Below are 25,739 nucleotides of genomic sequence, written 5' to 3' on the forward strand. Positions count from 1 at the left end.
GGCGGCTCTCCTGTCCGGTTGCCCCGAGAACCGTCCCGTCCGACCTCGCCCCGCGGGTCTGTGGTGAGGCCGCTCCTCAGGGCTGCGAGGGCAGGCCGGAGCAGTTGGGCGTGGCGGGTTTGCCGGTGAGGCGGTCGGTGAGCCAGGAGATGGCCTCGCCCTGGTCGGTGAGCAGGGGAGCGAAGTGGTTGATCAGCGAGTTGCCCACGTCGGGCAGGGCAACGTACTTGTAGGTCACGTCGGCGCCTTTGCGGCACCAGTCGACGGCGAGCTGACGGGCCTGCGCGTGGGGTACGAGGTTGTCGCTGGTGCCGGTCGCCAACCGGACCGGGCCGCTGGGCTTGATCGTGCCGATCCGCTGTGCGGCGAGGAACGCGCGCAGGGCGGGTTCCTCCGCGATGATGTCGCTGATCGGCCGGCCGTCGGTGGTCCAGGTCGTGCTGCGCGCGGAGTTGTAGGCGAACAGTGCGTCGCCGACGCACATGGTCGACAGGTCGGTGAGCGCCGCTTTGCCCGTCGCGTTGAGGTGGGCGTCGGCGATCGGCCGAAGGGCGGGGTCGGACTGCAGGAACCCGTTGACCGACCAGCCCAGTGCCCCGGCGAGGTCGCTCCCGTCGATGGCTTTGGTGACCTCGGCCAGGTCGGCGGGCGGTGCTCCGGAGTAGGTGCCGGCGAGGGTGATGTCGGGAGCGTAGGTGGCCTGGAGTTCGGCGGCCGCCGCGGTGGCGCCGCCGCCCTGGCTGTAGCCGAACAGTGCCACGCGGGAGCCGGCGGTGACGGACGTCCCGGGCAGGGACCGGGCCGCACGGACGGCGTCCAGAACGGCGTGGGCCTCGTCGACGCGGTTGACGTAGGTGTGCAGACGGTCCGTGGCGCCGAGCCCGGCGTAGTCGGTGACCACGACGGCGATCCCCTTGGCGAGCAGACGGTAGACGGCCAGGGTCTCGTAGCCGACGGAAACGGTCTGCCCGTTGAACCGGAGAGGATGCTCGAGGCCGAGGGAGGCGGCGCACTGGTCGCCCTGTCCCATGGTGCCGGGTGCGACGGCCACCAGCGGTCGTGCGCCGTTGCCCTTCCAGGCGGCGGTCGGCTCGATGTAGGCGCCGGTGACCGCCACGGGCCCGCCGTCGGAGTCCGTGGACTTGTACATCAGACGGGTGGCCGTGCCCGGCAGTGGTCCGTCGATGCCGGGCAGGCTCAGCGCCAGCGGGAGGGGCTCGCTGCGCACCAGGGCACCGTTGGCCACCGGCAGGGTGGCGGGCGGGTTGTAGAACGTGGGGATGGTGACGCCGCGTGAGGTCACGGCGCCGGTGTCCGTTGTCGCGGCGGCCGGTACGGCTGTGGCGCCGAGGCAGGCGGCAGCGGTGACGGCTGCGGCCACTATGCGTGCGTTTGCGGGCATGGCGGACCTCCGAATGTGGGGGGAGGCCGAGCTTCGCGTGCGGCTCGGGGGCTGACTGTCCGGTGGGCGGACAAGGCGGAGCGGGCAGCCCGGCCGTCCAGCCGGCGCTGCCCGTACAGCTCTTAGACGGACTGTCAGGACCGTAGCCGCAATGATGTTACCGGCGGTAGCGCTTGGAAGGTTACGGTTCAGTAATATGGCTTGGGGGAGCCAGGTGCCCCGATGTCAGTGCCGTGCGGCCGGACCACGCGCAGTCGGCACGGAAGCCGGCCGTGTGCCGACCCAACGGAACAGCACCAGGGAGCACACCGCCGCGAGCGCGCACCAGGTGGAGACGACCTCCAGCCGCCACAGAACCCAGCAGCCCAGTGCCCCCACGGCGACCAGCGTCCCCAGCATCAGCAGCCACCGGTCACCGGACACCAGCAACGAGCCCACCGTGGCCAGGAGGTAGCCCGCGATGAGCAGAGGCGTCAGGGGAAGGTCGAACGTGTAGCCGACCGTGCGACCGCGGATCTCGGCCGTCACCGGCCCGGTGACGAGCCCGTACGCCAGCATCGCGGCCGTCGCGGCTCCGACGGCGAGCAGGGCGTACACCCGGGGCCGGGCGTGCGGCGGGCAGGCGCACAGCACCCCGGCCGGCACCCACACCGCCAGCAGGGGCAGCGCGATGACCGCCCATGCGATGGTCGCGGGTCCGCTGCCGCCCCCCGATTCCCAGACGGCCGACTCGACGATCTGATGGGCTCCGAGCAGCAACGGCAGCGCGGCGAGCGGCAGCTCCCGACCGCTGCGCACCCGCGCCACGCAGGCCACCCCCACGCCCGCGACGGCGCCGCCCGCCACGAGGTCGGCCGTCGCACTCCAACACATCACGCCACCATGGGATTCGTCGTCGTGTGTATCCGGCTTGTCACCGCGGACCAAGCTACGTCCGGGTGCCCCGACGGCCGGGGTGACACGACGGCCGCGTCACACGGGACGGAGGCGGCTGCCTCGCGGGTACGTGAGCGAGGGGGAGCAGGTGGACGCCCCCAGGGCATCAGAACGTGGATGGTTTGCCGATGGCCGGTTCGTCGACAGTGGCTTCGTCGACGCCGGGCTTGTCGACGGCACGCCGGGTGAAAGTCGTCGGGCGCGATCGAGCGGCCCGGCCGCGTCCGTGGGCCGGGCCGCGAGAACCCCGAGGGGACGGCGGATGGCGGCCGCCGTCAGCGGCGGCCGCGGAGCTTGCCCAGCAGGCGCTGTGCCTGGGCCCGCCGTCGAGGGTCGGCGGCGGCCCGCCGCGCCTGCTCGACCGTGCGTCGCCCTTGCGGGCTCTGCGCGAACCGCTTGATTCGTTCCAGCATGCCTGGCATGTGGCTCCTTCCCTCCGGCGCCGACGGCGCCTCTCGCTGCCTCAACTCGCTTACCCCCTGCGGAACTGCTCACCCCGTTCACCCGTCTTCAGTCCTGAGAACGACTCGGCGTCAGCACCCGTGAGGCAGCCACGCTGCCGCGTTGTCAGTGGTGTGATGAACAATGCCGAGAAAGCGAGATCAAGATCGTCTGCACTGGGTAGCCGGTCTTGAGTCCCCGCAGGAAGGTCACCGCAGATGCAGTCCACGCCCCAACCAGCGCAGCGCCCCGTTTCCGTCCTCACCTCGGGTCGTTCCCGCACACCGGTCAGCTCCACCGGTGGTGACGTTCTGCGGGTCATCTCCGACCCCTGCACCCCTGTGTTCCTCACCGTGCACGCGGACGGACGCCGCAGATACAGCTATTGGCAGCCGTTCGACCCCGACACGGGGCGAGGAAGCTGTTACGCCGCACTGCCGACCAAGGAATGCGACGCGCTGCACTCCACGGGCAGGATCACCTTCGGCGAGGCCGTCGTCGATCCGACCAGGACCACCCACCGGGTGCGGCCGGCACGTACTCCGGCTGTACCCGCGCGCCCCGCGGCGGCCCTGCCCGCACGCTCGATGCGGCAGCGGGTGCGCGCCGCGTGACCGGCCGGTCGTAAGAGAACGGCGACGTAGGAGAACCACGTCGTAGGAGAACAACCACGGTCCGCGCGGGCGAGTGCCGATTACCGGTGCGGCCCCCTCCTTCGGCAGGATGGGCGCCATGATCGAGATCCGCACTCCCCGTCTCCTCCTCCGTCGCTGGCACGACGACGACCTCGTGCCCATGGCGGACATCAACGCCGACCCGCGGGTGATGCGCTGGATCGACGACGGTTCGGTACGGGACGTGGAGCACACGGCGGAGGAGATCGAGCGGTGGGAGGAGGAATGGGACGAGGAGGGCTTCGGACTGTTCGCCGTCGAGCTGCTCGCCTCCGGTGAACTGGCCGGCTGCGTCGGTCTGTCGGTACCCGACTTCCTTCCGGAGGTATCGGCCGATGTGGCGATCAGCTGGCGCCTCGGCTCACCGTTCTGGGGACAGGGCTACGCGTCCGAAGCGGCTCATGCCACGCTGGAGTTCGCCCTTCAGGACCGTGGTCTCGGCCGCGTCATCAGCATCAGCCGCGCGGGCGACGACGCCTCCGAGAACGTCATCCGCAAGCTCGGCATGGTGCCGGAACGCGAGACCGTACATCCGGTGTACGACGTTCCGCTGCGTGTTCACGTCATCGATCTCACCGAGTTCGACGCGTGACTCGGTAGGCCCTTTTCGGTGTCTGGCGCTGTTCCAGCTCAGGTTCCCCGATTGACGGACGTCGTCGGGGCGTTGTCCGACCCGCGTCGCGGGGGCCTGTCGTGAAGCGGCCGGCGCAGGCAGGATGATCGCCATGCCTCATGTCCCGGCAGAGACCCCCGCCTTCCACGATCTGTTCGCCGCACAACCCCGCCTGACCGAGCTGGTCCTCGCGCCCGACGGAAGACGCTTGCTCGTCTCCGCGCAGACGAGCGACGACGAAGGGACCAGATACGTCTCGACGTTGTGGGAGGTGGACCCGGCCGGCGGACGGGGACCCCGCCGCGTCATCGGGTCCGACCAGGGCGAGTTGGCGCCCGCCTTCGCGGCGGACGGCACACTGCTGTTCCTCTCCGCCCGGGAGAAGGCCGACTCCTCCGGCGGGAACGGTGACCCTCAGGGTGTGGCGCTGTGGGCGCTGCCCGAGCGCGGCGCGGCCGAGCGGATCGCCCACCACCCAGGAGGCATATCCGCCTTCACCGTCGCCAGGGGCGCCGACGCGGTCGCCTACACCGCGGGTCTGCTGCCCGGCGCCGTGGACGTAGAGACACACGCCGGACTTCGCCGGGACCGCCAGAAAGCCGGGGTGAACGCCGTCCTGTTCGGGGCGAGCGCGACCCGGGCCGGGGGCAACACTCTCGGCCCGGACGAACCGCACACCTTCGTCCTACGCCCCGGCGACGCTCCGGTCGACGTCGGCAGCCAGGGCCTCGAGGGCGGCGGGGACGCGGCACTCTCGCCGGACGGATCGCTGGTCGCCTACACGCGGGCCGAGGCCGGCCGCGCCGCGGACACGAACGTCGTGGTGGTCGCCGACGCGGCGACAGGCGCCGAGCGCCATGCCCTCTCGCGCCCCGGCCATCAGTACTACCGCCCTGCGTTCACCGCCGACGGCGGGACACTGATCTGCCAGCGCCAGCGGGAGGAGACCTACGACACCGAATGGCGGGTCACCCTCGTCGCCTTCGACCTGGCCTCCGGTGAAGAGACAGATCTCCTGCCCGAGTTCGACAACTGGCCCTGGCCCGGGCGAGCGGTCCTCTCGCCGATTCCCGGGGACGGCACGCTGTGGTTCACCGGCGACGAGCGGGGTCACTGCCCGGTATTCCGCCGCGACACGGACGGCACGATCACCCGTCTGACAGCCTCCGGTGCCTATGCCGCGCTGTGCGTGACACCCGACGGGGCCGCCCTCTACGCACTGCGCGGCACGATCGACAGCCCACCTCGGGTGGTCCGGCTGGACGCCGCCACCGCCGACCAACAACCCGCCTTCCTCAACGCCCCCGGGGACCTCGGACGGCTCCCCGGCACCCTGACCGAGGTGCACGCCGAGGCCGAAGACGGCTTCCCGCTGCGCGCTTGGCTCACGCTGCCCGAGGGCGCCTCGGCCGAACGCCCGGCGCCGCTGATCGTCGTCCCGCACGGCGGACCGCAGGGGTCCTGGAGCAACTGGAGCTGGCTGTGGAACCCGTGGCCGTTCGTCGCCCGCGGCTACGCGGTGCTGCTGCCGGACCCGGCGCTGTCCACCGGCTACGGGCAACGCATGCAGGAGCGCGGCCGCGGCCAGTACGCCGGTCAGCCCTACCGTGACCTCATCACGCTGACCGACACGGCGCTGGCACGCGACGACCTCGACCCGGCCCGCACCGGCCTGGCCGGCTGGTCCTACGGCGGCTACCTGGCGAACCGGACCGCGACCCGCACCGACCGCTTCAAGGCGATCGTCTCGCACGCCGGGATGTGGAACCTGGAGGCGTTCCAGAACGACACGGACCTGCACGCCTACTTCCTGAAAATCTTCGGCGACCCGAGGACACGACGCGAACGGTACGAGGCGGACTCACCCCACCTCGACGTGGCGAAGGTGACGACGCCGATGCTGATCGTGCAGGGCGGCAAGGATTACCGGGTGCCGGTGGGCCAGGCACTGGGGCTCCACAACGACCTGCAGCGGTACGGCGTGCCCGTTCGTCTCCTGTACTTCCCGGACGAGAGCCACGGCATCGCGGTGCCGAACCACATCAGGATCATGTACGAGACGGTGCTGAACTTCTTCGACGAGCATGTCCTGGACCAGGAGTGGAGACGACCCGGGCTGCTCTGACGCATCGTGCGCACGCTGCTGTGCCGCCCACGGGGGCCGGGCGGTGATACTGGCGGGGTGACGCCTCCTCCTCCTCCTCCGTTGCCCGGCGAGCCCGTCACCGCCGACGCACCGGCCGGCGTCCGGCGTCCTCTGCTCACACAGTCATGGCTCGATGTGACCTTCCTGCACTGGGCCGCGGATCCGGCCGAGGTGGCCGGTGTGCTGCCGCCGGACGTCAGTCCCGACACCATGGACGGCGTCACCTATGTGGGACTGGTGGCGTTCCGGGTGCACCGTTCCGGCTGGTTCGGGCTGCCCCCGGTACCCGGTCTCGGCAGTTTTCCCGAGACCAACGTCCGCCTCTACACGGTGGACGCGCACGGACGGCGCGGTGTGGTGTTCTGCTCGCTGGATGCTTCCCGGCTGGTCCCTGTGGCCGTGGGCCGTATCGGCTTCGGCATGCCGTACATGTGGTCGCGCATGTCCCTGCGCGCCCGCGGTGACACCGTCACCTACACCAGTGCGCGGCGGTGGCCCGGACCGCGGGGTGCCCGCAGCAATATCACGGTGCGGGTCGGCGAGCCCATAGGAGAGCCGACCGGACTGGAGCACTTCCTGACCGCTCGCTGGGGCCTGCACAGCACCGTCTTCGGCCGTCGGCTGTACCTGCCCAACGCCCATCCGCGCTGGCCGTTGCACCGGGCCCGGCTGGTGACGTGCGAGGAGGACCTGGTGTCGGCGGCGGGGCTGCCCCGCCCGACGGGGGAGCCGGTGAGTGTCCTGTACTCGCCCGGCGTTCCGGCCCGCTTCGCCCGCCCGGTCGGGGCTCCGCCCACAAACTGAGGCAACCTCAATACATCGGATGGATCAAGAGTCTGGTCGGTCGGCGGGGGTGGGTGTGAAGCCGAATTGACCTCCGATTCCCCAAGTCGTTGCCGAATACCGCAGTCGTCCTAGTCATTGACAGGTACACAAGGGGTGCCTAAGTTCGCCGATACACCCGATGTATCGAGGATCCGTCAGGTCTGGAGGACGAAGGTGACCTCACAGCAGGGAAAGCGCCCGCCGGTGGCCCGCAGAGCCTTGCTCGGTACCGCGTTGAGCGGTGCGGCAGTGGCGGCTCTGCCCGGAACGGCCCATGCCGAACAGGCGGTTGCGGCGGCGGGGGCAGAGGGCCCGGGGGAGGCGGTCGGGGGCGGCAGACGCCCCTGGAAGCTCCGCGACACCATGACCACCGACGCCGCCTGGGACAGGTTCCTGCGCGGTCAGGACCTGAGGTGGACCAGGCTGCCCACGCTCTGGTACGAGGGCCCGTTCCTCGGCGACGGTCTGCTCGGCAGCATGGTCTACCAGGAGCCCGGCGCCAACCAGATCCGCTTCACCGTCCAGCACGGCCGCGTCCAGGACCACCGGCCCGAGTTCGGCAGCGGCTGGGGCACCTGCCGTCTGCCGGTCGGGCGCCTCACCCTCGAACCGGTCGGCACCATCACCGCCGTCGACTGGCGGCTGAGCCTGTGGAACGCCGAACTCACCGGCACCGTCACCACCACCGCGGGCACACTCGACCTCTCCGCCCTCATCCACGACGAGGTCCTGGCAGTCCGCGTGAAGGCCGGCGGCGGTGAACGGGCCACCTGGACGTTCCACCCCGAGGAGGCCCTCAGCCCCCGGCGCGTCAGCGAGGCCCCGCCCTCCGGCTACACCGCCAACCCGCCCTGGACGACCCGGACCACCGCCGACGGCACCGAGCAGGTGCTCCAGCCCCTCACCGCCGGCGGACAGACGGCCACCTCCTACCGGCGCGCCGGCAACGACCTCCTGCTCAGCGTCGGACACAGCTTCCCCTCCGACACCGCCGCCGAGGCTGACTCGCTGCGCAACCTCCGGCGCGCGACGTCGTACAGCGCCCTCAGACGGCGCCACACCCGCTGGTGGCACGCGTTCTACCAGAAGAGCTTCGTCTCGTTCCCCGACCAGCGGCTGCAGAGCTTCCACTGGATCCAGCTCTACAAGGTCGCCTCCGCCAGCCGAGCGGGCGGCCCCGTCATGGCCACCTCCGGACCGTGGCTGGAGCCCACGCCGTGGCCCGCGGTCTGGTGGAACCTCAACGTCCAGTTGGAGTACTGGCTCATCCACGGCTTCAACCACCCGGAACTCGACTCGCTCGCCACCACGCTGCGGCAGAACCAGGAACAGCTGATCGCCAACGTGCCGGCCGCCTACCGCGCGGACAGCGCCGGCGTCGGCCGCAGCTCCGACATGTTCGCCAACCGGACCGTGGGCCGGCCCGGCACGGGTGCCGAGACCGGTGACCTCACCTGGGCGCTGCACAACGTGTGGCTGTCCTACCGGCACTCCATGGACAAGGCGTTACTGCGCGACACGATCTACCCGGTGCTGCGCCGGGCGATCAACTACTACCTGCACTTCCTCACCCCGGGCAGCGACGGCAAACTCCACCTCCCGAGCACACTCTCGCCCGAATACCCCGTCGTACCGCCGCAGGACACCAACTACGACCTGGCCCTGATCCGCTGGGGCTGTCAGACCCTCATCGAGTCCGCCGAACTGCTCGGCATCGACGACGAGTTGACCCCGCGCTGGCAGGAGGTGCTGGCCAAGCTCACGCCGTACCCGGTCGACGACAACGGCTTCATGATCGGCGCCGACACCCCGTACGCGCAGTCCCACCGGCACTACTCGCACCTGCTGATGGTGTACCCGCTGTACCTCGTCAACTGGGACCAGCCCGGCAGTCGCGAGCTGATCACGAAGTCGGTGGTCCGCTGGCAGGCGCTGACCGGTGCCCACCGGGGCTACAGCTACACCGGGGCCGCCTCGATGTACGCGATGACCGGTGACGGCGACACCGCGATCACGTACCTGCGGAAGTTCTTCGACCCCACCACCCGCTACCCCTGCCGCGCCAACACGCACTACACCGAGGCCGGTCCGGTCATCGAGACGCCGCTGTCCGCCTCGCAGTCCCTGCACGACATGTTCTGCCAGAGCTGGGGCGGCGTGATCCGCGTCTTCCCGGCCGTCCCGTCCGCCTGGGCCGACGTCACCCTGCACGACTTCCGTACCCAGGGCGCCTTCCTGGTCACCGCCGTCCGGAAGAAAGGAGCGACCCGCTTCATCCGGATCCGGAGCCTGGCGGGCGAGCCGCTCACACTCCGGCACGGCCTCAGCGGCCGGCTCACCGTACTCCTCGACGACGGCAGCCCGGCCCGCACCCACGACCTGGGCGACGGCCTGCTCTCCATCGACCTGCCCCGGGGCCGCGAGGTGCTGATCCACTCCGGCTCCCGCCCCGACCTCGACATCGCGCCCGTCGCCGTCAGCGAACCGGGCACGGCCTGGGGACTGCCGTAACGAACGCCCGCCGGATCCACAACAGGAAAGATTCTCATGGCTGTTCCGATCAGAACCGCGGTCGCCACGCTCTGCGCCGGGCTGGTGGCCACCCTCCTCACGACCGTGCCCGCGCGGGCCGAGCAGGACCAGGGCTCCCGCGACCACGTCTGGGCCGTCTCGGCGGCGCCCCACGCACCCCGAGCGCGGATATCCCTGGACGACACCACCGGCACGCTCAGCCTCGCGGTGTCCCGCGACGGCCGTACGGTCATCGAGCCGTCGCCCGTCGGCATCGTCACCGAACAGGCCGACCTTTCCCAGGACTTGCGCTTCCTGGGCCGCAAGGACCGGCTGGTCGACGAGCGGTACCGGGCGAAGTCCGGCAAACGACTGGACCGCCGGGTCCGCATGAACGAGACCCGGCTGTCGTTCGCCACCCCCGCCGGCGCCCGGCTCGACCTCGTCGTCCGCGCCTCCGCCGACGGCGTCGCCTACCGCTATGTCCTGCCCGCCGGGCACGGCGACGTACTCGGTGAGACCTCCGCGTTCAACCTGCCCGCGGACGCGGGCGCCTGGCTCAGCACCTACCGGGTCGACAACGAAGGCCAGTTCGCCCAGTACACCGCGGCGACCGCGCCCACCAACGCCTACTCTCCACAAGCGCTCTTCTCCACCCCCGGCGGGTACACCCTGCTCGCCGAGTCCGACCTCACCGGCAGCTATTCGGGGGGCCGGCTCGCCCACACCCAGGGCAGCGGCACCTACCGCATCCAGCTCGCCGACGAACGGGTCCGCGCCGACGGCCCTCTCGCCACCTCCTGGCGGGCCATGGTGACCGGCGACCTCGCCACCGTGACCCGCTCCACCTTCACCGACGACCTCGCGCCCGCCTCCAAGGTCGCGAACTCCTCCTGGATCCGGCCCGGCACGGTGCTGTGGACCTGGCTCGCCGGCGGCAAGGAAGCCGGGCAGAGCCTCGCGGCACAGAAGGCCTACGTCGACTACGCCGCCGAACGCAACTGGCCCTACGAGGCCGTCGATTCGGGCTGGTACTTCAAGAAGGACGAGTGGGACGTCACCGACCCCGACTGGCAGACCAACAGCTGGATGCCGGAACTCGTCGACTACGCGCGGGCCAAGGGCGTCGGGATCATCGTCTGGATCCATCAGCGCGACCTCGACACACCCGAGGAACGCGCACAGTGGCTGCCCACCCTGGAGCGGTGGGGCGTCAAGGGCGTCAAGATCGACTTCATGAACTCCGAGGCGCAGTCCATGCTCCAGTGGTACGACGCCATCCTCCCGGAGACCGCCGCCCACCATCTCCTGGTCGACTTCCACGGCTCCACGATCCCCAAGGGCATCCAGCGCACCTGGCCGCATGTGATGACCCTGGAGGGCGTCGGCGGTGAGGAGAAGCGGACCAACACCGCCGCCCATCTCACCACCCTGCCGTTCACCCGCAATGTCATCGGCTCCATGGACTTCACCCCGGGCGCCTTCCAACGCGTCGGCCTGCGCCCCAACTCCGACGCCGCCGAGGTCGGGCTCACCGTCGCCTACGAGTCGGGCCTGCAGATGTTCGCGGGCACCCCAGAGTCGTACGACGACCGGCCGCTCGCCCGGGACTTCTTCGACCAGGTCCCCGCCGCCTGGGACGACACCCGGCTGCTCGCCGGGGCTCCCGGCCAGGAGGCCGTCCTGGCCCGCCGCAGCGGCGACCGGTGGTTCCTGGGCGGGGTGTACGCCGGCGCCGCCCGCACGGCCGAAGTGCCGCTGTCCGTCGGCCCGGGACGGTGGCTGGTCGAGACGATCCGGGACGGCGCCGACGGCCTGGTCCAGGACCGGCGGGTGCTGCGCGGCGGCGACACTCTCAGCGTCGATGTCGTCGGCAACGGAGGCTTCGCCGGGATCGCCTGCCCCTGGCGTCCGGGCGTAACGACCTGCTACCGCTGAGCAATTGGGCTTCCCATGTCACAACTCGCCGAGCTGTCCCGTCGTAGAGGTGTATCCGCCCACAACGGCAAGGAGAGCACCATGGAAGCCCGACTGAACCTCTTCGCCAGCCCGCTCGCAGCCAAGGCCCTGAAGCACCTGACCGCGGCGGGCAAGGTGATCGCCGCGGACTCGACACTGCCGTCCGCGACCCAGGACCTGGTGCTGCTCCGGGCCAGTCAGATCAACGGCTGCGGCTTCTGCACCGACATGCACACCAAGGACGCCGTGCACGCCGGGGAGACCTCGGTGCGGCTCAACCTGGTCGCGGCCTGGCGGGAGGCCACGGTCTTCACCGACGCCGAGCGCGCCGCCCTGGAGCTGACGGAGCAGGGCACGCGCATCGCCGACGCGGCCGGCGGGGTCCCGGACGAGGTCTGGGCGAACGCCGCCAAGCACTACGACGAGGAGCAGCTCGTCGCTCTGGTGTCGCTCATCGCCCTCATCAACTCCTTCAACCGCCTGAACGTCATCGTCCAGCAGCCGGCCGGCGACTACCAGCCCGGCCAGTTCGGATAACTCGGCCGACGACGACGACGACCGGCTGGCCGGTCGACCGGTCCGCCGGTATCACCCGACACCGGCGGCAGCGCACGCCCCGGGCACCGCTCGACGGTGCCCGGGGCGTGCGCTGCCCACCCATGGGTGCGACTGACGCGCTGCGGGCCTGTTGTGCCAAGGGCGCCGGCCTGGTCGTACACCGACATCCGCACGGTCGCTTCACACAAGACACACCAACCCCTCCCTAAGCTTTATGTTTCAAGCGTTACGCTCACCGGCACGAGTGGCCGAGGACGGCGCCTCCATCACGGCACTCGCATCCCCCACAGCTTCACAGGAGGCTCGGCGTGCGTGACGGCGACGTAGTAGTGATCGGCGGCGGCTATGCCGGCGTGCGTTTGGCGAAACGACTGGACGGGACGGCGCGGGTCACACTGGTGGATCGTAAGGAGATCTTCTTCCACCGCATCGCCTCCCTGCGCGCCGGTGTGCGCCCGGAGTGGACCGCGACCCCGTTCATCCCGTACGACCGGCTGCTGCGCAACGGGCGAGTGGCCGCGGGCAAAGCCATCCGAATCGACACCGCCGGGCGGCAGGTCGTGCTGGCCACGGGCGAACGCCTCCCGTACGACGTCGTGGTGATCGCCACCGGCGCGGACTACCCCGAACCGGCCCGCTTCACCGGCACCACCGCCGAGGAGGCGGCCAAGTCGTTCGCCGGACACCAGCGGAGCATCGCCGGCGCCGAGCACGTCCTCGTCGTCGGCGGTGGGCCCTCCGGCGTCGAGCTCAGCGCCGAGATCCGGCTGGCCCGGCCGGACGCCCGGGTCACCCTCGCCCACGCCGGGCCGGCGCTCCTCGAGGTCACAGGCAGCGCACGGGCCGGGAACAAGGCCCGTGCCTGGCTGGAGTCCCACGACGTGGACGTGCGGCTCGACTCCTTCATGTCCCCGGGCCACACCTTCGGTACGTATCGCGACGCCCGCGGAAACGTCATCGAGGCCGACCTCTCCTTCTGGGCGACGGGCACCACCCCCAACACGCTCTGGCTGCGTCTGGCCGGGCACGGCGACTGGCTGAACCCGAGCGGGCAGGTGAAGGTCGACCGGACCCTCCGGGTCCACGGACGGCAGGACGTGTTCGCGGTCGGGGACGTGAACGACGCCGCCGAGCTCAAGATCACCCCAGTCGCACTCGCCCAGGCCGACCTCGCGGCCTGGAACATCCGCGCCCACCTGCAGAGTTCCGGCAAGCACCGCAAGGAGCCCCGCTTCTACCGGCCCATCCACCGCACCCCGCTCATCGTGCCGTTCGGCCCCTCCGACGGGGTGACCATGATGCCCGTGCCCGGTGGCGAAACCGCGGTCCTGGGCTCTCGCACCAGCACCCTCGGCAAGGCGAAGACCCTGCTGACTCCGTACATGAGACGGCAACTCGGATACAGCGCGGCCTGAGCCGCCGACCGCGGAGAGCACGTCGGACAAAACCCCGGGGACGGTCCAGCGCACGGAGCGCAGGACCGTCCCCGGGGTTTTGTCCGACGCCGAAGCGCGTGGCGCTGGTGCTACGGAACGACGTGCCGTAGGCCCGCGCGCCGGTAGGCGGCAGCCGGGGCGGGGACCTGGACAGACCCCGGCTCGCTCATACCGCGGTCACGAGACTCGTCGGCGTCATCGACGACACCGTGGTCGATGACGCCGACGCCTCCCGTGGCCCGGGATCGAGCAGGGGCGACCACGCGCCCGTCACCCATCGCCGGCCACGGTCAGCCGATGCACACCACGAGCAGGCACAGTTGCGTCGGCGATGTGGACGCCGGGGCGGGACTCGCCTGGGAGGAGTCCGAGCCCGTGCCCGTGGTGGGCGCGGACGTCGACGGCTGCTCCGTCGCCGTCTCGGCCGTAGGGGTGGCGTCGGGGACCGTGGTCTCGGGGGTCGGTGTCGTGCTCTGCGTCCGCGGCCCCGACGTGGTGACCGGACGGGGCGGCGCGGCGGGATCCGGCCGATCGACCGACCTGGTCGTGCGGGACGGGGTCGAGAGGGACTGCTCCCGCGGCTCGTTGGTGACCGGTCGCTCCGCCTCGGGGGTGGTGCGTGACGACCGCTGAAGGGTGGGCGGTGTCGACACCGGACGGGCGTGCACGGGTGCCTGCTTCTCCGCGGCGCCCATCGTCCTGTCGTCGGGCGCGGCGGCCGCCTGGGGCTGGGCGGTGGAGCCCCGGTTCATCGCGCTGATGGTCAGGCCGCCTCCGACGAGTGCGACGGCGGTAGCGACCACGGCCCGACGCTGGTTCTTCTTCCAGCGAGCCCGTTGGCGGCGGCGGGCCGCCCGCCCCTCCCCGGTGGGCGGACCGCCGTCGACATCGGCGGACGGGGCGGTGTACGGGGCCGTGTTCGCGCCCCTCCCGAGCTCTGCCTCGTCACGTTCGGTTTCGTCGAACCACCGGTCGGAAGCCGCGGACTCTGCTGCGTACGCCGTGCCGGCTGCGTCACCCTTCATCTCCCACGAGCCCGGGGCCAGGCCGATGCGGCCGTCGACGAAGGTCGGAGCGATGTCGGGGGCGTAGGCACCGCACCCGGGACACATCAGGGCACCGTTGAGGTGCCGACGACACGAGGAGCAGTAGTCCATCTGGCTCTTCCTGGGTTGACTGCGCCGCGACCCGCTCGGGCCACGAACTGACACGTTCGTACGAAGGATGGAACGGCAGTCACGCTATCCAGGCTTTCGAAAGGCCAAGTGCAGCCTGTGTGATGCTCCTGCGCAGATTCGCCGACTCGCGCATATCCGGCCCGGACCGCAACCCACTGCTGTGTCGGCGTGCACGGCCCCGCCGCTGCCGCCTACGCGGCCCGCGGTGAAGAGGGTGAAGAGGGGACGGGTACGGCCCGTTCGCGTGTCGTCCTCCTCAACAGGCTTTACTCGGCAAAATCCCCCACCCGTCGCACCGGCGTCAAGAGCGGTACCCGAACCCGTCGGTGGCCGTCCGGTCACGGAACGGGAGGGGAGGGTCCTGGCCGACGCGTCTGACGACATTCGGTTCCCGGCGAGGGTGCTTCCCGCACTGGCACCCCACCTGCGGGGACATCGAAGATGACCGCTTTTGCGGAGGCGTGCGACGGGATGCTGACTGAAACCTGTGTGAAACAAGGTCTTGTCGCTGGCTTAAAACGAGGGTTAGTTTAACCGCCATTCGAAGTCCGGCGTGATCGTCGGACGGCTTCCGGGCGTGTGCGTGCTTCACGGAAAGGCAGTGCCATGACGCTTGACAGAGCGCGGTTTTCGCGACGGGGTTTTCTGGGCCTAGGAGTCGCGGCGGGCGTCATCACGCTCACGGCGTGCGGCTCCAGCGCGGGTTCGAGCGACGACCCCCTGGTGATGACGGTGTGGGGCGGCGAGACCGACCGGGCCACGTACCAGAAGCGCATCAACCTGCTGGTGAAGAAGTACCCCGACCTGAAGGTCAAGCTCCAGCTGATCCCGGTGGAGTCGTACCCGCAGAAGGTGCAGACGATGATCGCGGGCGGCAAGGGCCCGGACATCATGCAGGTCGCGGAGAGCGTCAACGTCTACTCGAGCAAGAACCAGCTCAGGCCGCTCGACGACCTCGCCAAGAGCGCGGGGCTGGACCTGTCGCAGCGGTTCGGGACGATCGGGTCGCTCTATTCCTACGAGGACAAGGTCTACGCGATACCGGACCGTTCCGGCGCGATGATCGTCTACTACAACAAGACTCTGTTCGACAAGAAGGGCATCAAGGCGCCCACGGCCGAGTGGACTTGGGACGACGCCCTCGACGCGTTCAAGGAGCTGACGGAGAAGGGCAAGACCTGGGGCTACGGCGGCGCGGGCTGGTGGCCCCAGTGGTGGAGCCTGGCGTACCAGAACGGTGGCGCGATCATCGACGCCGACGGGAAGCCGACGGCGGACAGCGACGAGGTCGTCGAGGCGCTGCAGTGGGTCGGTGACCTGACCTTCAAGCACGGCGTGGTGCCGACGAAGGCGCAGTACGCCGACATGGGCACGGACGTCGGCGGCGACCAGGCCTTCGCGGCCGGCACGGTAGCGGTCAACGCCACCGGGTTCTGGGCCATCGCCGGCCAGGCGCAATCCAAGTTCGAGTGGGACATCGCGCCGATGTGGCGCGGCAAGAAGCAGGCCGTGTCCTCCTTCGGCAGCGGTCTCGCCATCTCCCGCACCGCGAAGAACCCGGACAACGCCTTCAAGGCGATCGACTTCCTTACTTCGCCCGCACCTCAGCAGCAGATCATCGCAGCCGCCGAGGACGTGCCGGCCAACCTCGAGGTGCAGAAGAGCGAGGCGTTCCTCAAGCCGGCGTGGATGAAGACGAAGGTGGACATGGGCGTGTTCGCCGAGTCCAGCGAGTTCCTCTTCAAGGCGCCGTTCATCCCCGAGTGGAACGAGATGCTCGCGGCGATCGACACGGCGACGGCCGACTTCTGGCTCGGCAAGGAGAAGAGCGCCAAGAAGGCGCTCACCGCACTGCAGAAGAACCTCGAGTCCATCATCAAGCCCGCGGGCTGACCTGCGATGGCCATGACGAAACGGCGGCGCCGTGAGGCGCTCTGGTTCTACGTGTTCGTCTCACCGTGGGTGATCGGCTTCATCGCGTTCCTGCTCGGACCGATGATCTCGTCGATCTATCTCTCGATGACGGACTGGGACTCCTTCACCCCGCCCAAGTGGGTCGGTCTGGACAACTACGTCAAGCTGCTGACCGAGGACCCCGTGTTCTGGAAGGCACTCGGCAACACTCTCCACTACGCGGCGGTATCCGTCCCGCTCAGCCTGCTGGTCGGGCTGTGGCTGGCGAACCTGCTCAACAAACAGGTCCGTGCCCGCAAGCTGTTCCGCACCCTGATCTACCTGCCGACGCTGGTACCCCTGGTCGCCGCGTCGATGGCTTTCCGGGTGGTGCTCGCGCCGTCGGGTCCGCTCAACGACGTGCTCGGGTGGGTCGGAATCTCCGGGCCGCAGTGGCTACTTGACCCGAGCTGGGTGAAGTACGCGCTGATCCTGCTGTCGGTGTGGAGCGCCGGCAGCGCCACCGTCCTGCTGCTCGCCGCCATGAAGGGCATTCCGCGGGAGCTGTACGAGGCGGCCGAGATCGACGGCGCCGGCCCGGTACGGCAGTTCTGGAGCATCACGGTGCCCCAGCTGACGCCGGTCATCTTCTTCAACCTGGTGATGGGGCTGATCGCGGCGTTCCAGATCTTCTCCCAGGTGTACATCCTCACCCCGAAGGCGCAGCAGCCCGGCACCTACAACGCGAGTCAGACCACGGTGCCGTACCTCTTCGACCAGGCCTTCTCCTACTACCACATGGGCTACGCGTCGGCGATCTCGTGGCTGCTGTTCGCCGTGATCCTGGTGTTCACCCTGGTGGCCTTCCGCACCACCCGCCGCTGGGTGTTCTACGAGACCGAGGTGAAGTGATGGCGACCGTCGTATCCGCCGCCGCTCCGCAACAGCAGCAGGGTGCCAAGCGTCAGGGCGACCCGAGGCGCGCCGGCGACGCGCCCCGCGTCCTGCGGGTGTTCCGGGCGACACCGTTCACCTACGCGACCCTGATCGTGGTGTCCGCGCTGCTCTCGACACCGTTGATCTTCGCCGTGTCGATCGCGCTGTCGAGCGACCACACGGTGACCACGAACACGTTCACGATCCTCCCGCACGAGTTCCACTGGCAGAACTTCACCAAGGTGTTCGGCACCGATCTGCCGATGGGTCGGTTCCTGATCAACTCGCTGATCATCTCGGTGGGTTCGGTCATCGGCCAGATGGTGTCGAGCGGACTGGTCGGCTACGCGTTCGCGCGCCTGCGGGCCCCCGGGAAGAACGCCCTGTTCCTCGTCGTCATCGCGACGATGATGATCCCGACGCAGATCACGATGATTCCGCAGTTCATCCTGTTCAAGGACCTGGGCTGGGTGAACACCTACTGGCCGCTGATCGTGCCCAACTTCTTCTCGAACGCCTTCAACGTCTTCCTGGTGCGGCAGTTCGTGTCCCGCCTGCCCAGCCAGCTCGACGAGGCCGCCATGGTGGACGGGCTCGGGTTCTTCGGCATCTACCGGCGCATCATGCTCCCGATGCTGTGGCCCGTGCTGATCGCGATCGGCATCTTCACCCTGACATTCTCCTGGGGTGACTTCATGGGGCCGTTGATCTACCTCAACGACGAGTCGCAGATGCCCCTGGCGCTGGGCGTGCAGTACATCACCACCACGGCGGTGGCCGGTCAGCCGCCACCATGGAACCTGGTGATGGTCGGCTCGATCCTGCTCACGCTTCCGATGATCGCCGTCTACTACCTCGGCCAGCGGTACCTGTACGAAATGGACATCAGCAGCGGAAGCGCGGGGGTCAAGTGAGCCGGCCGACAGCCGTCAGCACGGGCGTCGAGCTCGACGCCCGTGGCATCCGGACCGACGGCGGACCGCGTGTCGTGCTGTGCGCGTCACTGTTCTACTTCCGCCTTCCGCGGGAGCAGTGGCGGGCGCGGCTCGAACAGGTGCGGGCCTCGGGATACACCTGTGTGGACGTCTACCTGCCGTGGAACTTCCACGAGACGGCGCCCGGCCGCTGGTCCTTCGAGGGCAGACGCGATGTCGCCGCCTTCCTGGACCTCGCGCAGGAGACCGGCCTGTACGTGATCGCCCGGCCGGGCCCCTACATCTGTTCCGAGTGGGACGGCGGCGCGCTGCCCGCCTGGCTCGGCCTCGATCCCGACCTGCGGGTCCGCCAGCACGAGCCGCGCTTTCTCGCCCAGGTCACCGCGTGGTTCGACCAGGTGCTGCCGCTCCTGGCCCGCCGTCAGTACCCGGCGGGCGGCCCGGTCATCATGGTGCAGTTGGAGAACGAGCTGGACTTCTTCGACTGCGCGGACCGCCCGGCCTATCTGACCGACCTGCGTGACCAGGCGATCCGCCACGGCATCACCGTGCCCCTCATCGCCTGCGCCGGACAGGGCGACATCGAAGGAGCCACCGGGAACGTCCCCGACGTCGTACCGGCGTGCAACTTCTACCCGGACGACGACTCCCCGCACATCGAACCCGAGGTACGGCGGTATGCCGAGGTGCTGGCGGAGCGGGACCTGCCGCTGCTGATCACGGAGACGAACCGGCGCCACCGGACGCTGCGGCGGCTCCTGGCGAGCGGTGCCTCGTTGATCGCGCCCTACCTCCAGTCGTCCGGGTGGAACTTCGGCTACACGCCGTCCACGGGGAACTGGGGCACCCCCGGCAACTTCATGAGCCATGGCTACGACTTCGGCGGATACGTCTCGTCCACCGGTACCGAACGGCCCGAGTACGCCCAGGGCCAGGTGCTCGCCCGCGTGATCGGCACCCTGGGATCACCACTGGCGCTCGCCACCTCGGCCGTGCCCCGGGTGCCGGTGACCGCCGACTTCCCGACCAGTTCGTCACTTTCGGCCCTTGACCTCGACGGAGGCGGCCAGCTCATCGCCGTACCGCATCTGGGGACGACACCGGGCAGGGCGGTCGTGAACGGCGTGCCGGTCGCCGTCTCCCCGGACTCCTGTCCATTGATGCTGGTGGACGTACCCCTCCGGTCCTGGGGATTCGACGCGACGCTCACCCTGGCGTCCGCGGATCTGGTGGCGGCGTCGGACAGCGTGCTGACGTTCTCCTCCGAGGTGCCGGTCACCGTCGTCCTGGGCGGAACCCGGGTCGAGATCCCGGCGCCGACGGCCGGTGCGCCCGAGCGGACGGTCGTCGGGGGAGTGACACTGGTCGCGCTGGCGCCGTCGGACGCCGCGCGTCTGCGAGCGACGGACGGCGACGGCACGGTGCACCTGGCCGACGCGCCACCCGCGCGGAGCACGACGCCGCCCACCGCCGTACGGGTCGCGCGGCGCCGGCCGGGCGTCGCGCCGGAGGAGCCGGCGGGCTCGCACGAGGTGCCGCCGTCGCTGGAGTCGCTCGGCGTGTACCGGGGGCGCGGAACCTATCGGACCACCTCGGATCTGACGGGTGTCGACGAACTGCTTCTCGTCGGTGCGGCGGACATCGTCGACCTGTCGATCGACGGCCGGGTACGTCCGACGATCGCCGGATTCGGTGCGGCACGGCGGATCGACGTCCGTGACGCGACCGGCCCCGTCGCCGTCGAGGCCCTGGTGGAGATCTGGGGGCACGCGAACTTCGACGACGCGCGGCTGCCGGCACTCCGCCTCGGCGCGCTGCGTGGACTCGGCACGCTGTGGACGGTCCGGGGTGTGGCGGACGTGTCGGCCTTGTGGGCGGTGAGCGGCCAGTGGACCGGCCTGCCGGCACCCCTGCGCGAGCTCGGCGGGTGGAGCAGTACCCGGGTCGCCCTCCCGGTCACCTACACCCGCGACGTCCGGTCGGCCACCCCGTCGGCGCTGCATCTGCGGGGCGTGGTCGAGCCGGTGCGCGTGAGCGTGGACAACGGTGAGCCGCGCACCGTGCACGCCGAGGACCCCTGGGTTCTGCTGCCTGCCGGAAACCACCAGATCTCCGTCACGATGCCGCACCACCCCAGTGGCGGTGGCCTCCGAGCCGAGTTGCTCAGCCTTGAACCGGTCACGGACTGGTCGTGCGCCGTGCAGGACGACGACCTTCTGACCGGGTTCGCCGCCGGGGCGGGCCCCACGCAGGGCGTTCAGCTACCGCTGGTCCTGGACGCGGGGGAGGAGGCGTGGCTCGACGTCGACCTGCCGCCGTCCGACGACGGCTTCCTGGTACGGCTGGACGGGTCTCAGATCCGGGCGACCGGATGGGCCGCCGGTGAGTGCGTGGGCCGCGTCTGGGTCGGTGCCCGGCCGGAATTCTCGGGCGGAGACCCCAACGTATTCTGGATTCCGCCGGGATGGTCCGGGTTGACCCTGTTGCTGAAGGGCATCGCGGGGCCGGGCGACGCGGAGCTCCGTACGGTGTGGCTGGAGCCATCTGACAGCTGAAGGAGAATGGTGGCGCGGCACACGGCCCGTGATCTTCGAAGCGAAAACCGGTTCGAGGTTCTGCATGCCCTGTTCGAACTCGGGTCGTCCACCCGTCAGGAACTCGCCCGGCACACCGGACTCAGTCCGGCGACCGTGGCGACCCTGGTCACCGAGTTCCTGTCCGAGGACGTCCTGCACATCGCGACCGTGGAGCGCAACACCGGAGGGCGGCCGCAGGAGCGTCTCACCATCAACCCCGACCGCGGTCGCATGGTCGGCGTCGACGTGGCCGAGACCTACGTCGACGCCACCGTGTACGACCTCGCGCTCGGGGCGCTCGGCAAGGGCGAGGTCTCGCTCGACGAGCACGAGAACGACCCGGACTACGTCGTCGACGGGATCTTCCGAGCGATCGAGGCGGCCGTGGGGTCCGGCGGAACCGAGCGCGAGCGCATCATCGGCGTCGGCGTCAGCATGCCCGGTCACGTCCATCCCGACGCCGGTGTGTCCGTCTTCGCACCGAACTGGGACTGGCACGACGTCCACATCGAGCGGATGCTGGAGAAGGACCTCCAGATGCCCGTCTACGTCGACAATCCGCTCAAGGCGGTCACCCTGTCCGAGATGTGGTTCGGTGTCGGGCGCACCGTCGACACCATGGCCGTCGTCAACCTCGGCACCGGCGTCGGCACCGGCATCGCCGTCGACGGCTCACTCGTTCGCGGCACCACCAACAACGCCGGCGAATGGGGCCACACACTGCTCCAGTTGGACGGCAGACAGTGCCGTTGCGGTCGGCGAGGTTGTGTCGAGGCATATCTCGGAGTCCATGGTCTGCAGACGACGCTCGCCGAGATCGACCTGAGGCATCCCGCGCTCCGGGAGCGGCGGCAGCGCGACTTCGTCGAGGCGGTCGCCGACGGTCTCGCCGCGGGCGATCCGGCGCTGATCGCCCTGGCCCTGCGTACCTCGCGCTATCTCGCCGCGGCGCTCGGCGACCTGGTCAACCTCCTCAACGTCCCGAGGATCACCCTCACCGGCTGGACCTCGAAGGCTCTGGCCGAATGGCTCGTGCCCGCCGTACGCGACGAACTTCCTCACCATGTCCTGCCCGGTTCGCTGCATGGTCTCACCGTCGAGCCGTCCCAAGTCCCGGGCAACGCGGTGGCCCTGGGCATGGCGGCCTTCACTCTGCAGCAGTTCCTCACCCGTCTCGGCCTGGCCAGCCCGGCCCGCACCCGGCCGCGAACGGAACCCGATCAGGGAAGCGATCCGTCAGGGCACGGGCGAGCGTAGGGCGTTGGGCGTTGGGCGCACCCAGTGGCTGATGGAGTCGGCCCGGGAGGGTGCGCGGACCCCACTCGGCGTCACCTGGCGGGTGGCTGCTGGTCTCGCGGAGGGGGTGTCTCGTCGGCCTGGGGCCCGCCGACTGGCGGCGGCGCGTCCTGCGGCGCCGGAAGCGTGGGTCCCAGGCGGCCGAGCGGGCTCAGAGTCATCAGCACCGGGGACAGCATCATGCCCGCGGCCGCTGCCAGCAGGCTGGTGCGCAACCCCCACTCCTGCGCGAGGAATCCGCCGAGCAGGGAGCCGAGCGGGGTCATCCCCATGCCGGCAAAGGTGATCGTCGCGGCCACGCGGCCCTGCATCCCGTCCGGAGTGAGTGTCTGCCGGACAGCCATGACCGTGACGTTCACCAGCTGACCGCCGGTCCCGAACACGAAGTTGACGGTGAGGAGCACGGGAATCGTCACCGCGGCGGAGCCACGCAGCGCGGGCACACACAGCATCACGCCGTCACCGAGTACCGCCGCGCACACGAGAACGGGACCGTACCCGAACCGTTGTGGCAGGCGGGCGGCCAGCACGGAGCCCAGGAGTGCGCCGGGTCCGGTCGCCGCGAGCGCCAGCCCGACGACAGTGCCCGACAGGTGCAGTTCGCGCGGCAGGAAGAGCAGATAGACGGTCATCGTGGCCGCGAAGGAGAACTGAAAGGCGGCCGAGGCGAGGCAGACGGCCCGCAGCGAGGTGTCACCGATGACGAACCGGAGGCCCTCATGGATCCGCCGCCAGACCCGAGGGGGAGGTTCCGCGTGCTTCGGCAACGGTTCGATCCGACGGATCCGCCGGATCGACAGGAACGACAGCGCGAAGAACAGTGCGCTGGAGGCGGCGGCGATCGGCGCCGACAACAGGGACACCAACGCTCCGCCGAGGGCGGGACCGCCGATCTGGGCTGCGGACCGACTGCCTTCCAGCGCGCTGTTTCCCCGCACCAACTGATCGCGTTTCACCAGCCGTACGAGAGACGTCTGGTACGCCACGTCGAAGAACACGGACAGGGCGCCGACGACGACGGCGCCCACGAACAGCGCGGGCAGACCCAGCCAACCGAGGACACCGGCCACGGCGGCCGTGCCCAGGGCCAGGGTCCGGCCGATGTCCGTCAGCACCATCACGGTGCGGGCCCGCCACCTGTCCACCCAGGCGCCGACGAAGAGCGAGAGCAACAGGATCGGCGTCTGCCCCACCGCGCGCAGGACGCCCAACTGGCCGGCGTCGGCCTCGAGGGTCAGGACGGCGATGAGCGGAAGAATCACCAGGCTTGCGTGTTCGCCGAGTTGGGAGGCGGTCTGCCCCACCCAGAGTCTGCGGAAGTCGTCGTCCCGCCACAGGCTGGGCGGAACAGGTCGACCGGAATCGGATTCAGCGCGGGAAGCGGACGGCACGGAGATCCCTTGGGTTACCGAAAGACGAGGCCCGCCACCCGGGCGCCCAAAGGCGCACCTACGGTTCAGACGGGGAAGGCTCGCTGTGCCGCAACATCAAGGGCAGCACGCGATGACGGGCCGATCACGGCCTACGACGTCAACGCGCGCTCGGACGACCGGGCATGTCTTGTCTCCTCGTGGCTCACTCGCTGCCCCCGAACACTAGCCCGCGGCGGCCCGGCGCGACACGCATTTAGGGCCGGGGGCAGACAGTCACGTCCAGGGGGCAGCCCATCGCACGCAACCGTGGGACTCCTGCCCTTGCACATCACCGAGCAGAGAGGCTCGTCGAACGCTACAGCGCCTGAAGCGGCTGCTGCCGGACCGGGGGTTCAGGCCCGGGCCGTCAGGCCGCTCCGCTAGCATGTTCGAACTCGTGACGAGTGCTGTCATTGCCAGTCCTTCAGCGGAAAACCCAGCTATCCGGCACAAAGAGTGACCTATTTAAATAACACCTAACAAAACGGCCAAACAATTGATATCTCTCGTATCGCGAATGTTTTCGCGAACAGATGGCAGAAACAACCTCGCCACGTGGCGTCGACCACGGGTGATGTTGTGGACCGCAGCGGGTGTGGGGACCCTCGGATTCCTCATCGTGCTGGAGATCGCCGCGCGCGGCTACGGGCTGCCAGGGCCGATCACCACGCAGGCGCAAGAGGCGATATTCCCGCCGAAATCAGGCTTCCTGTTGTACGCCAGCATGGCGTTGATGATGGTGGTCCTCACCTGGCGGCAACGGTTCATCGCGGCGGGTGTCGCGATCGGTATCGACGTCGCCTTCCTGCTGGTGCGGTGGGCGGCCGGTGCCGAGATGACCGACGGTCATCCCTTCGGAAACGGCGCGTTGTGGGTGATTCTGGGCTATGCGGTCATCGCTGTCACACGCCGCACCGGCCGGGAACGTGTCCTGCTGCTGAAGGGCGTCGGGCTGGGCCTGCTGCTGGTGACCGGCCGTAAGACGGGCGATGCCTGGCTGCTCATCACGTCGAAGACCCGCCCGGTGGTGCTCGACCAGTACGTCGCGACCGCCGATCAGGCGCTGGGCAACCCGTCATGGCTGGTAGGCCGGATCGTCACGGCCTCCGGCCCGATAGGCACCCATGTTCTCGACGTCGTCTACACCCTGCTACCGGTGGCCGCGGTCGCCGTCACGCTGTACCAAATGCGCAATGTGGCGGTCGAGCGCCGCTTCCCGGGTCATCATCTGGTGCGCACCTTTCTGGCCATCGGCCTCCTCGGGCCGGGCATCTACATGATCTTCCCGGTGGTCGGGCCGATCTTCGCCTACGGCGCCGACGGCGGACACTGGGCGGTGGCCAACCTGTGGCCGAACACGCCGCCGCCGATCGGTGCCCCGCTCCCGATGCCATTCGACGGGATCACGCCACGCAACTGCATGCCCAGCCTGCACACCGCGTGGGCTACCGCGATCTTCATTCATTCCCGCCAGGGTCCACGGATTCTCCGATTCGGAGGCGCGTTCTGGCTGATTGCCACGCTCGGCGCAACGCTGGGATTCGGCTACCACTACGGCGCGGATCTCGTTGCCGGCGTGGTGTTCACCTTCACGATCGAGGCAGCGCTGCGCGCGTTCGATCGTGGCTGGGACCGGTCAGGCATCCAGCTGGTCACCTACGGTGCGACGGTCTTCGCCGCACTCCTGGTGGCATATCGCTATCTTCCGGCGGAGATGGCCGAGTATCCGTGGGTGTTCGGGCCGCTCCTCATTCTGGCGATGGCCTCAGTGGTCCACGGCTACGTGCGGACCACCAAACAGTGGGATCCGGAGACCGCACCAGCGCAGCAACCGGAACCACAACTCGAACCAGTTGTCTGACCAGTTGTCTGAGTCGTGTCGCATCAGGCTGACCGCTGAGCGTCGACGGACTCGATGCGTCCCAGGCCCGGTGCCGAACCTTCGTCACTTTCGTCCAAGCGTCGTTGATCTTTGTCCATGGACGGACCCGCCACCGGAGTTGAGGGTGGTG

19 protein-coding genes are annotated in these 25,739 nt (G+C 69.6%); 14 read left to right on the plus strand and 5 right to left on the minus strand.

Going from position 1 to position 25,739, the window contains the following annotated elements:
- Window positions 1–76: 76 nt before the first annotated feature.
- The 3 genes from OHA64_RS45870 to OHA64_RS45880 all read right to left on the minus strand — a co-directional run bounded on the left by OHA64_RS45870 (window position 77) and on the right by OHA64_RS45880 (window position 2,751).
- On the minus strand, window positions 77–1,402 hold the full coding sequence (locus OHA64_RS45870) for an alpha/beta fold hydrolase (protein ID WP_405623216.1): 1,326 nt from the start codon (window positions 1,400–1,402) through the stop codon (window positions 77–79).
- Window positions 1,403–1,627: 225 nt separating this feature from the next.
- Window positions 1,628–2,275 (minus strand): DUF6629 family protein, encoded by a 648-nt coding sequence (locus OHA64_RS45875; protein WP_405623217.1) that lies wholly within the window; start codon window positions 2,273–2,275, stop codon window positions 1,628–1,630.
- A gap of 338 nt (window positions 2,276–2,613) precedes the next feature.
- A complete protein-coding gene (locus OHA64_RS45880) occupies window positions 2,614–2,751 on the minus strand; it encodes a hypothetical protein (protein WP_362447144.1) in 138 nt (45 codons plus the stop codon).
- A 246-nt stretch (window positions 2,752–2,997) separates the two neighbouring features.
- Between OHA64_RS45880 and OHA64_RS45885 the strand changes: the two genes are divergently transcribed.
- From OHA64_RS45885 to OHA64_RS45920, 8 genes are all read left to right on the plus strand, one after another.
- Window positions 2,998–3,393, plus strand: coding sequence for a hypothetical protein (locus OHA64_RS45885; protein WP_405623218.1), 396 nt, complete (start codon window positions 2,998–3,000; stop codon window positions 3,391–3,393).
- 118 nt (window positions 3,394–3,511) lie between these two features.
- Window positions 3,512–4,045 carry a GNAT family N-acetyltransferase gene (locus tag OHA64_RS45890; RefSeq protein ID WP_405623219.1) on the plus strand — a complete coding sequence of 178 codons (534 nt, stop codon included), beginning with the start codon at window positions 3,512–3,514 and terminating at the stop codon, window positions 4,043–4,045.
- 133 nt (window positions 4,046–4,178) lie between these two features.
- A complete protein-coding gene (locus tag OHA64_RS45895; protein WP_405623221.1) occupies window positions 4,179–6,191 on the plus strand; it encodes an alpha/beta fold hydrolase in 2,013 nt (670 codons plus the stop codon).
- Window positions 6,192–6,272: 81 nt separating this feature from the next.
- Complete coding sequence (locus tag OHA64_RS45900; protein WP_405623222.1) at window positions 6,273–7,016, plus strand: YqjF family protein; 744 nt, start codon at window positions 6,273–6,275, stop codon at window positions 7,014–7,016.
- 195 nt (window positions 7,017–7,211) lie between these two features.
- Window positions 7,212–9,548, plus strand: coding sequence for a glycosyl hydrolase family 95 catalytic domain-containing protein (locus OHA64_RS45905; protein ID WP_405623223.1), 2,337 nt, complete (start codon window positions 7,212–7,214; stop codon window positions 9,546–9,548).
- A gap of 36 nt (window positions 9,549–9,584) precedes the next feature.
- Window positions 9,585–11,486, plus strand: coding sequence for a glycoside hydrolase family 97 catalytic domain-containing protein (locus OHA64_RS45910; protein ID WP_405623224.1), 1,902 nt, complete (start codon window positions 9,585–9,587; stop codon window positions 11,484–11,486).
- 81 nt (window positions 11,487–11,567) lie between these two features.
- Window positions 11,568–12,044, plus strand: a complete 477-nt coding sequence (locus OHA64_RS45915; RefSeq protein ID WP_405623225.1) for a carboxymuconolactone decarboxylase family protein — start codon at window positions 11,568–11,570, stop codon at window positions 12,042–12,044.
- A 329-nt stretch (window positions 12,045–12,373) separates the two neighbouring features.
- Window positions 12,374–13,480: an NAD(P)/FAD-dependent oxidoreductase gene (locus OHA64_RS45920; protein WP_405623227.1), complete on the plus strand. Its 1,107-nt coding sequence runs from the start codon at window positions 12,374–12,376 to the stop codon at window positions 13,478–13,480.
- A gap of 311 nt (window positions 13,481–13,791) precedes the next feature.
- Here the strand turns inward: OHA64_RS45920 and OHA64_RS45925 are convergent, their stop codons facing one another.
- The gene (locus tag OHA64_RS45925) at window positions 13,792–14,658 is read right to left on the minus strand and encodes a hypothetical protein (protein ID WP_405623228.1); all 867 of its coding nucleotides are present in this window, start codon (window positions 14,656–14,658) and stop codon (window positions 13,792–13,794) included.
- A gap of 627 nt (window positions 14,659–15,285) precedes the next feature.
- On the opposite strand from OHA64_RS45925, the gene OHA64_RS45930 reads away from it, so the two are divergent.
- Genes OHA64_RS45930 through OHA64_RS45950 form a run of 5 tightly spaced genes read left to right on the plus strand, consistent with a single transcriptional unit; the run spans window position 15,286 to window position 22,276 of the window.
- Window positions 15,286–16,572: an extracellular solute-binding protein gene (locus tag OHA64_RS45930; RefSeq protein ID WP_405623229.1), complete on the plus strand. Its 1,287-nt coding sequence runs from the start codon at window positions 15,286–15,288 to the stop codon at window positions 16,570–16,572.
- 6 nt (window positions 16,573–16,578) lie between these two features.
- Entirely contained in the window at window positions 16,579–17,484 is a 906-nt protein-coding gene (locus tag OHA64_RS45935) for a carbohydrate ABC transporter permease (RefSeq protein WP_405623230.1), read from the plus strand.
- Window positions 17,484–18,422, plus strand: a complete 939-nt coding sequence (locus OHA64_RS45940) for a carbohydrate ABC transporter permease (RefSeq protein ID WP_405623231.1) — start codon at window positions 17,484–17,486, stop codon at window positions 18,420–18,422. Before OHA64_RS45935 ends, OHA64_RS45940 begins: the two co-directional genes overlap by 1 nt.
- On the plus strand, window positions 18,419–20,998 hold the full coding sequence (locus OHA64_RS45945; protein ID WP_405623232.1) for a beta-galactosidase: 2,580 nt from the start codon (window positions 18,419–18,421) through the stop codon (window positions 20,996–20,998). The genes OHA64_RS45940 and OHA64_RS45945 overlap by 4 nt, the downstream gene beginning before the upstream one ends.
- Window positions 20,999–21,004: 6 nt before the next feature.
- The gene (locus OHA64_RS45950; protein WP_405623233.1) at window positions 21,005–22,276 is read left to right on the plus strand and encodes an ROK family protein; all 1,272 of its coding nucleotides are present in this window, start codon (window positions 21,005–21,007) and stop codon (window positions 22,274–22,276) included.
- A 71-nt stretch (window positions 22,277–22,347) separates the two neighbouring features.
- Here the strand turns inward: OHA64_RS45950 and OHA64_RS45955 are convergent, their stop codons facing one another.
- Window positions 22,348–23,706 (minus strand): MFS transporter, encoded by a 1,359-nt coding sequence (locus tag OHA64_RS45955; protein ID WP_405623234.1) that lies wholly within the window; start codon window positions 23,704–23,706, stop codon window positions 22,348–22,350.
- 595 nt (window positions 23,707–24,301) lie between these two features.
- Between OHA64_RS45955 and OHA64_RS45960 the strand changes: the two genes are divergently transcribed.
- Entirely contained in the window at window positions 24,302–25,588 is a 1,287-nt protein-coding gene (locus OHA64_RS45960; RefSeq protein ID WP_405623235.1) for a phosphatase PAP2 family protein, read from the plus strand.
- Window positions 25,589–25,739: the final 151 nt, after the last annotated feature.

Source organism: Streptomyces sp. NBC_00076 (assembly GCF_045041235.1).
GTDB lineage: Bacteria > Actinomycetota > Actinomycetes > Streptomycetales > Streptomycetaceae > Streptomyces.

Bases quoted from the DNA above. Each gene is read 5' to 3' on its own strand.
- OHA64_RS45870 (WP_405623216.1), bottom strand. From the start codon at position 1,402: ATGCCCGCAAACGCACGCATAGTGGCCGCAGCCGTCACCGCTGCCGCC.
- OHA64_RS45875 (WP_405623217.1), bottom strand. From the start codon at position 2,275: ATGTGTTGGAGTGCGACGGCCGACCTCGTGGCGGGCGGCGCCGTCGCG.
- OHA64_RS45880 (WP_362447144.1), bottom strand. From the start codon at position 2,751: ATGCTGGAACGAATCAAGCGGTTCGCGCAGAGCCCGCAAGGGCGACGC.
- OHA64_RS45885 (WP_405623218.1), top strand. From the start codon at position 2,998: ATGCAGTCCACGCCCCAACCAGCGCAGCGCCCCGTTTCCGTCCTCACC.
- OHA64_RS45890 (WP_405623219.1), top strand. From the start codon at position 3,512: ATGATCGAGATCCGCACTCCCCGTCTCCTCCTCCGTCGCTGGCACGAC.
- OHA64_RS45895 (WP_405623221.1), top strand. From the start codon at position 4,179: ATGCCTCATGTCCCGGCAGAGACCCCCGCCTTCCACGATCTGTTCGCC.
- OHA64_RS45910 (WP_405623224.1), top strand. From the start codon at position 9,585: ATGGCTGTTCCGATCAGAACCGCGGTCGCCACGCTCTGCGCCGGGCTG.
- OHA64_RS45915 (WP_405623225.1), top strand. From the start codon at position 11,568: ATGGAAGCCCGACTGAACCTCTTCGCCAGCCCGCTCGCAGCCAAGGCC.
- OHA64_RS45925 (WP_405623228.1), bottom strand. From the start codon at position 14,658: ATGGACTACTGCTCCTCGTGTCGTCGGCACCTCAACGGTGCCCTGATG.
- OHA64_RS45930 (WP_405623229.1), top strand. From the start codon at position 15,286: ATGACGCTTGACAGAGCGCGGTTTTCGCGACGGGGTTTTCTGGGCCTA.
- OHA64_RS45935 (WP_405623230.1), top strand. From the start codon at position 16,579: ATGGCCATGACGAAACGGCGGCGCCGTGAGGCGCTCTGGTTCTACGTG.
- OHA64_RS45940 (WP_405623231.1), top strand. From the start codon at position 17,484: ATGGCGACCGTCGTATCCGCCGCCGCTCCGCAACAGCAGCAGGGTGCC.
- OHA64_RS45950 (WP_405623233.1), top strand. From the start codon at position 21,005: ATGGTGGCGCGGCACACGGCCCGTGATCTTCGAAGCGAAAACCGGTTC.
- OHA64_RS45960 (WP_405623235.1), top strand. From the start codon at position 24,302: ATGTTGTGGACCGCAGCGGGTGTGGGGACCCTCGGATTCCTCATCGTG.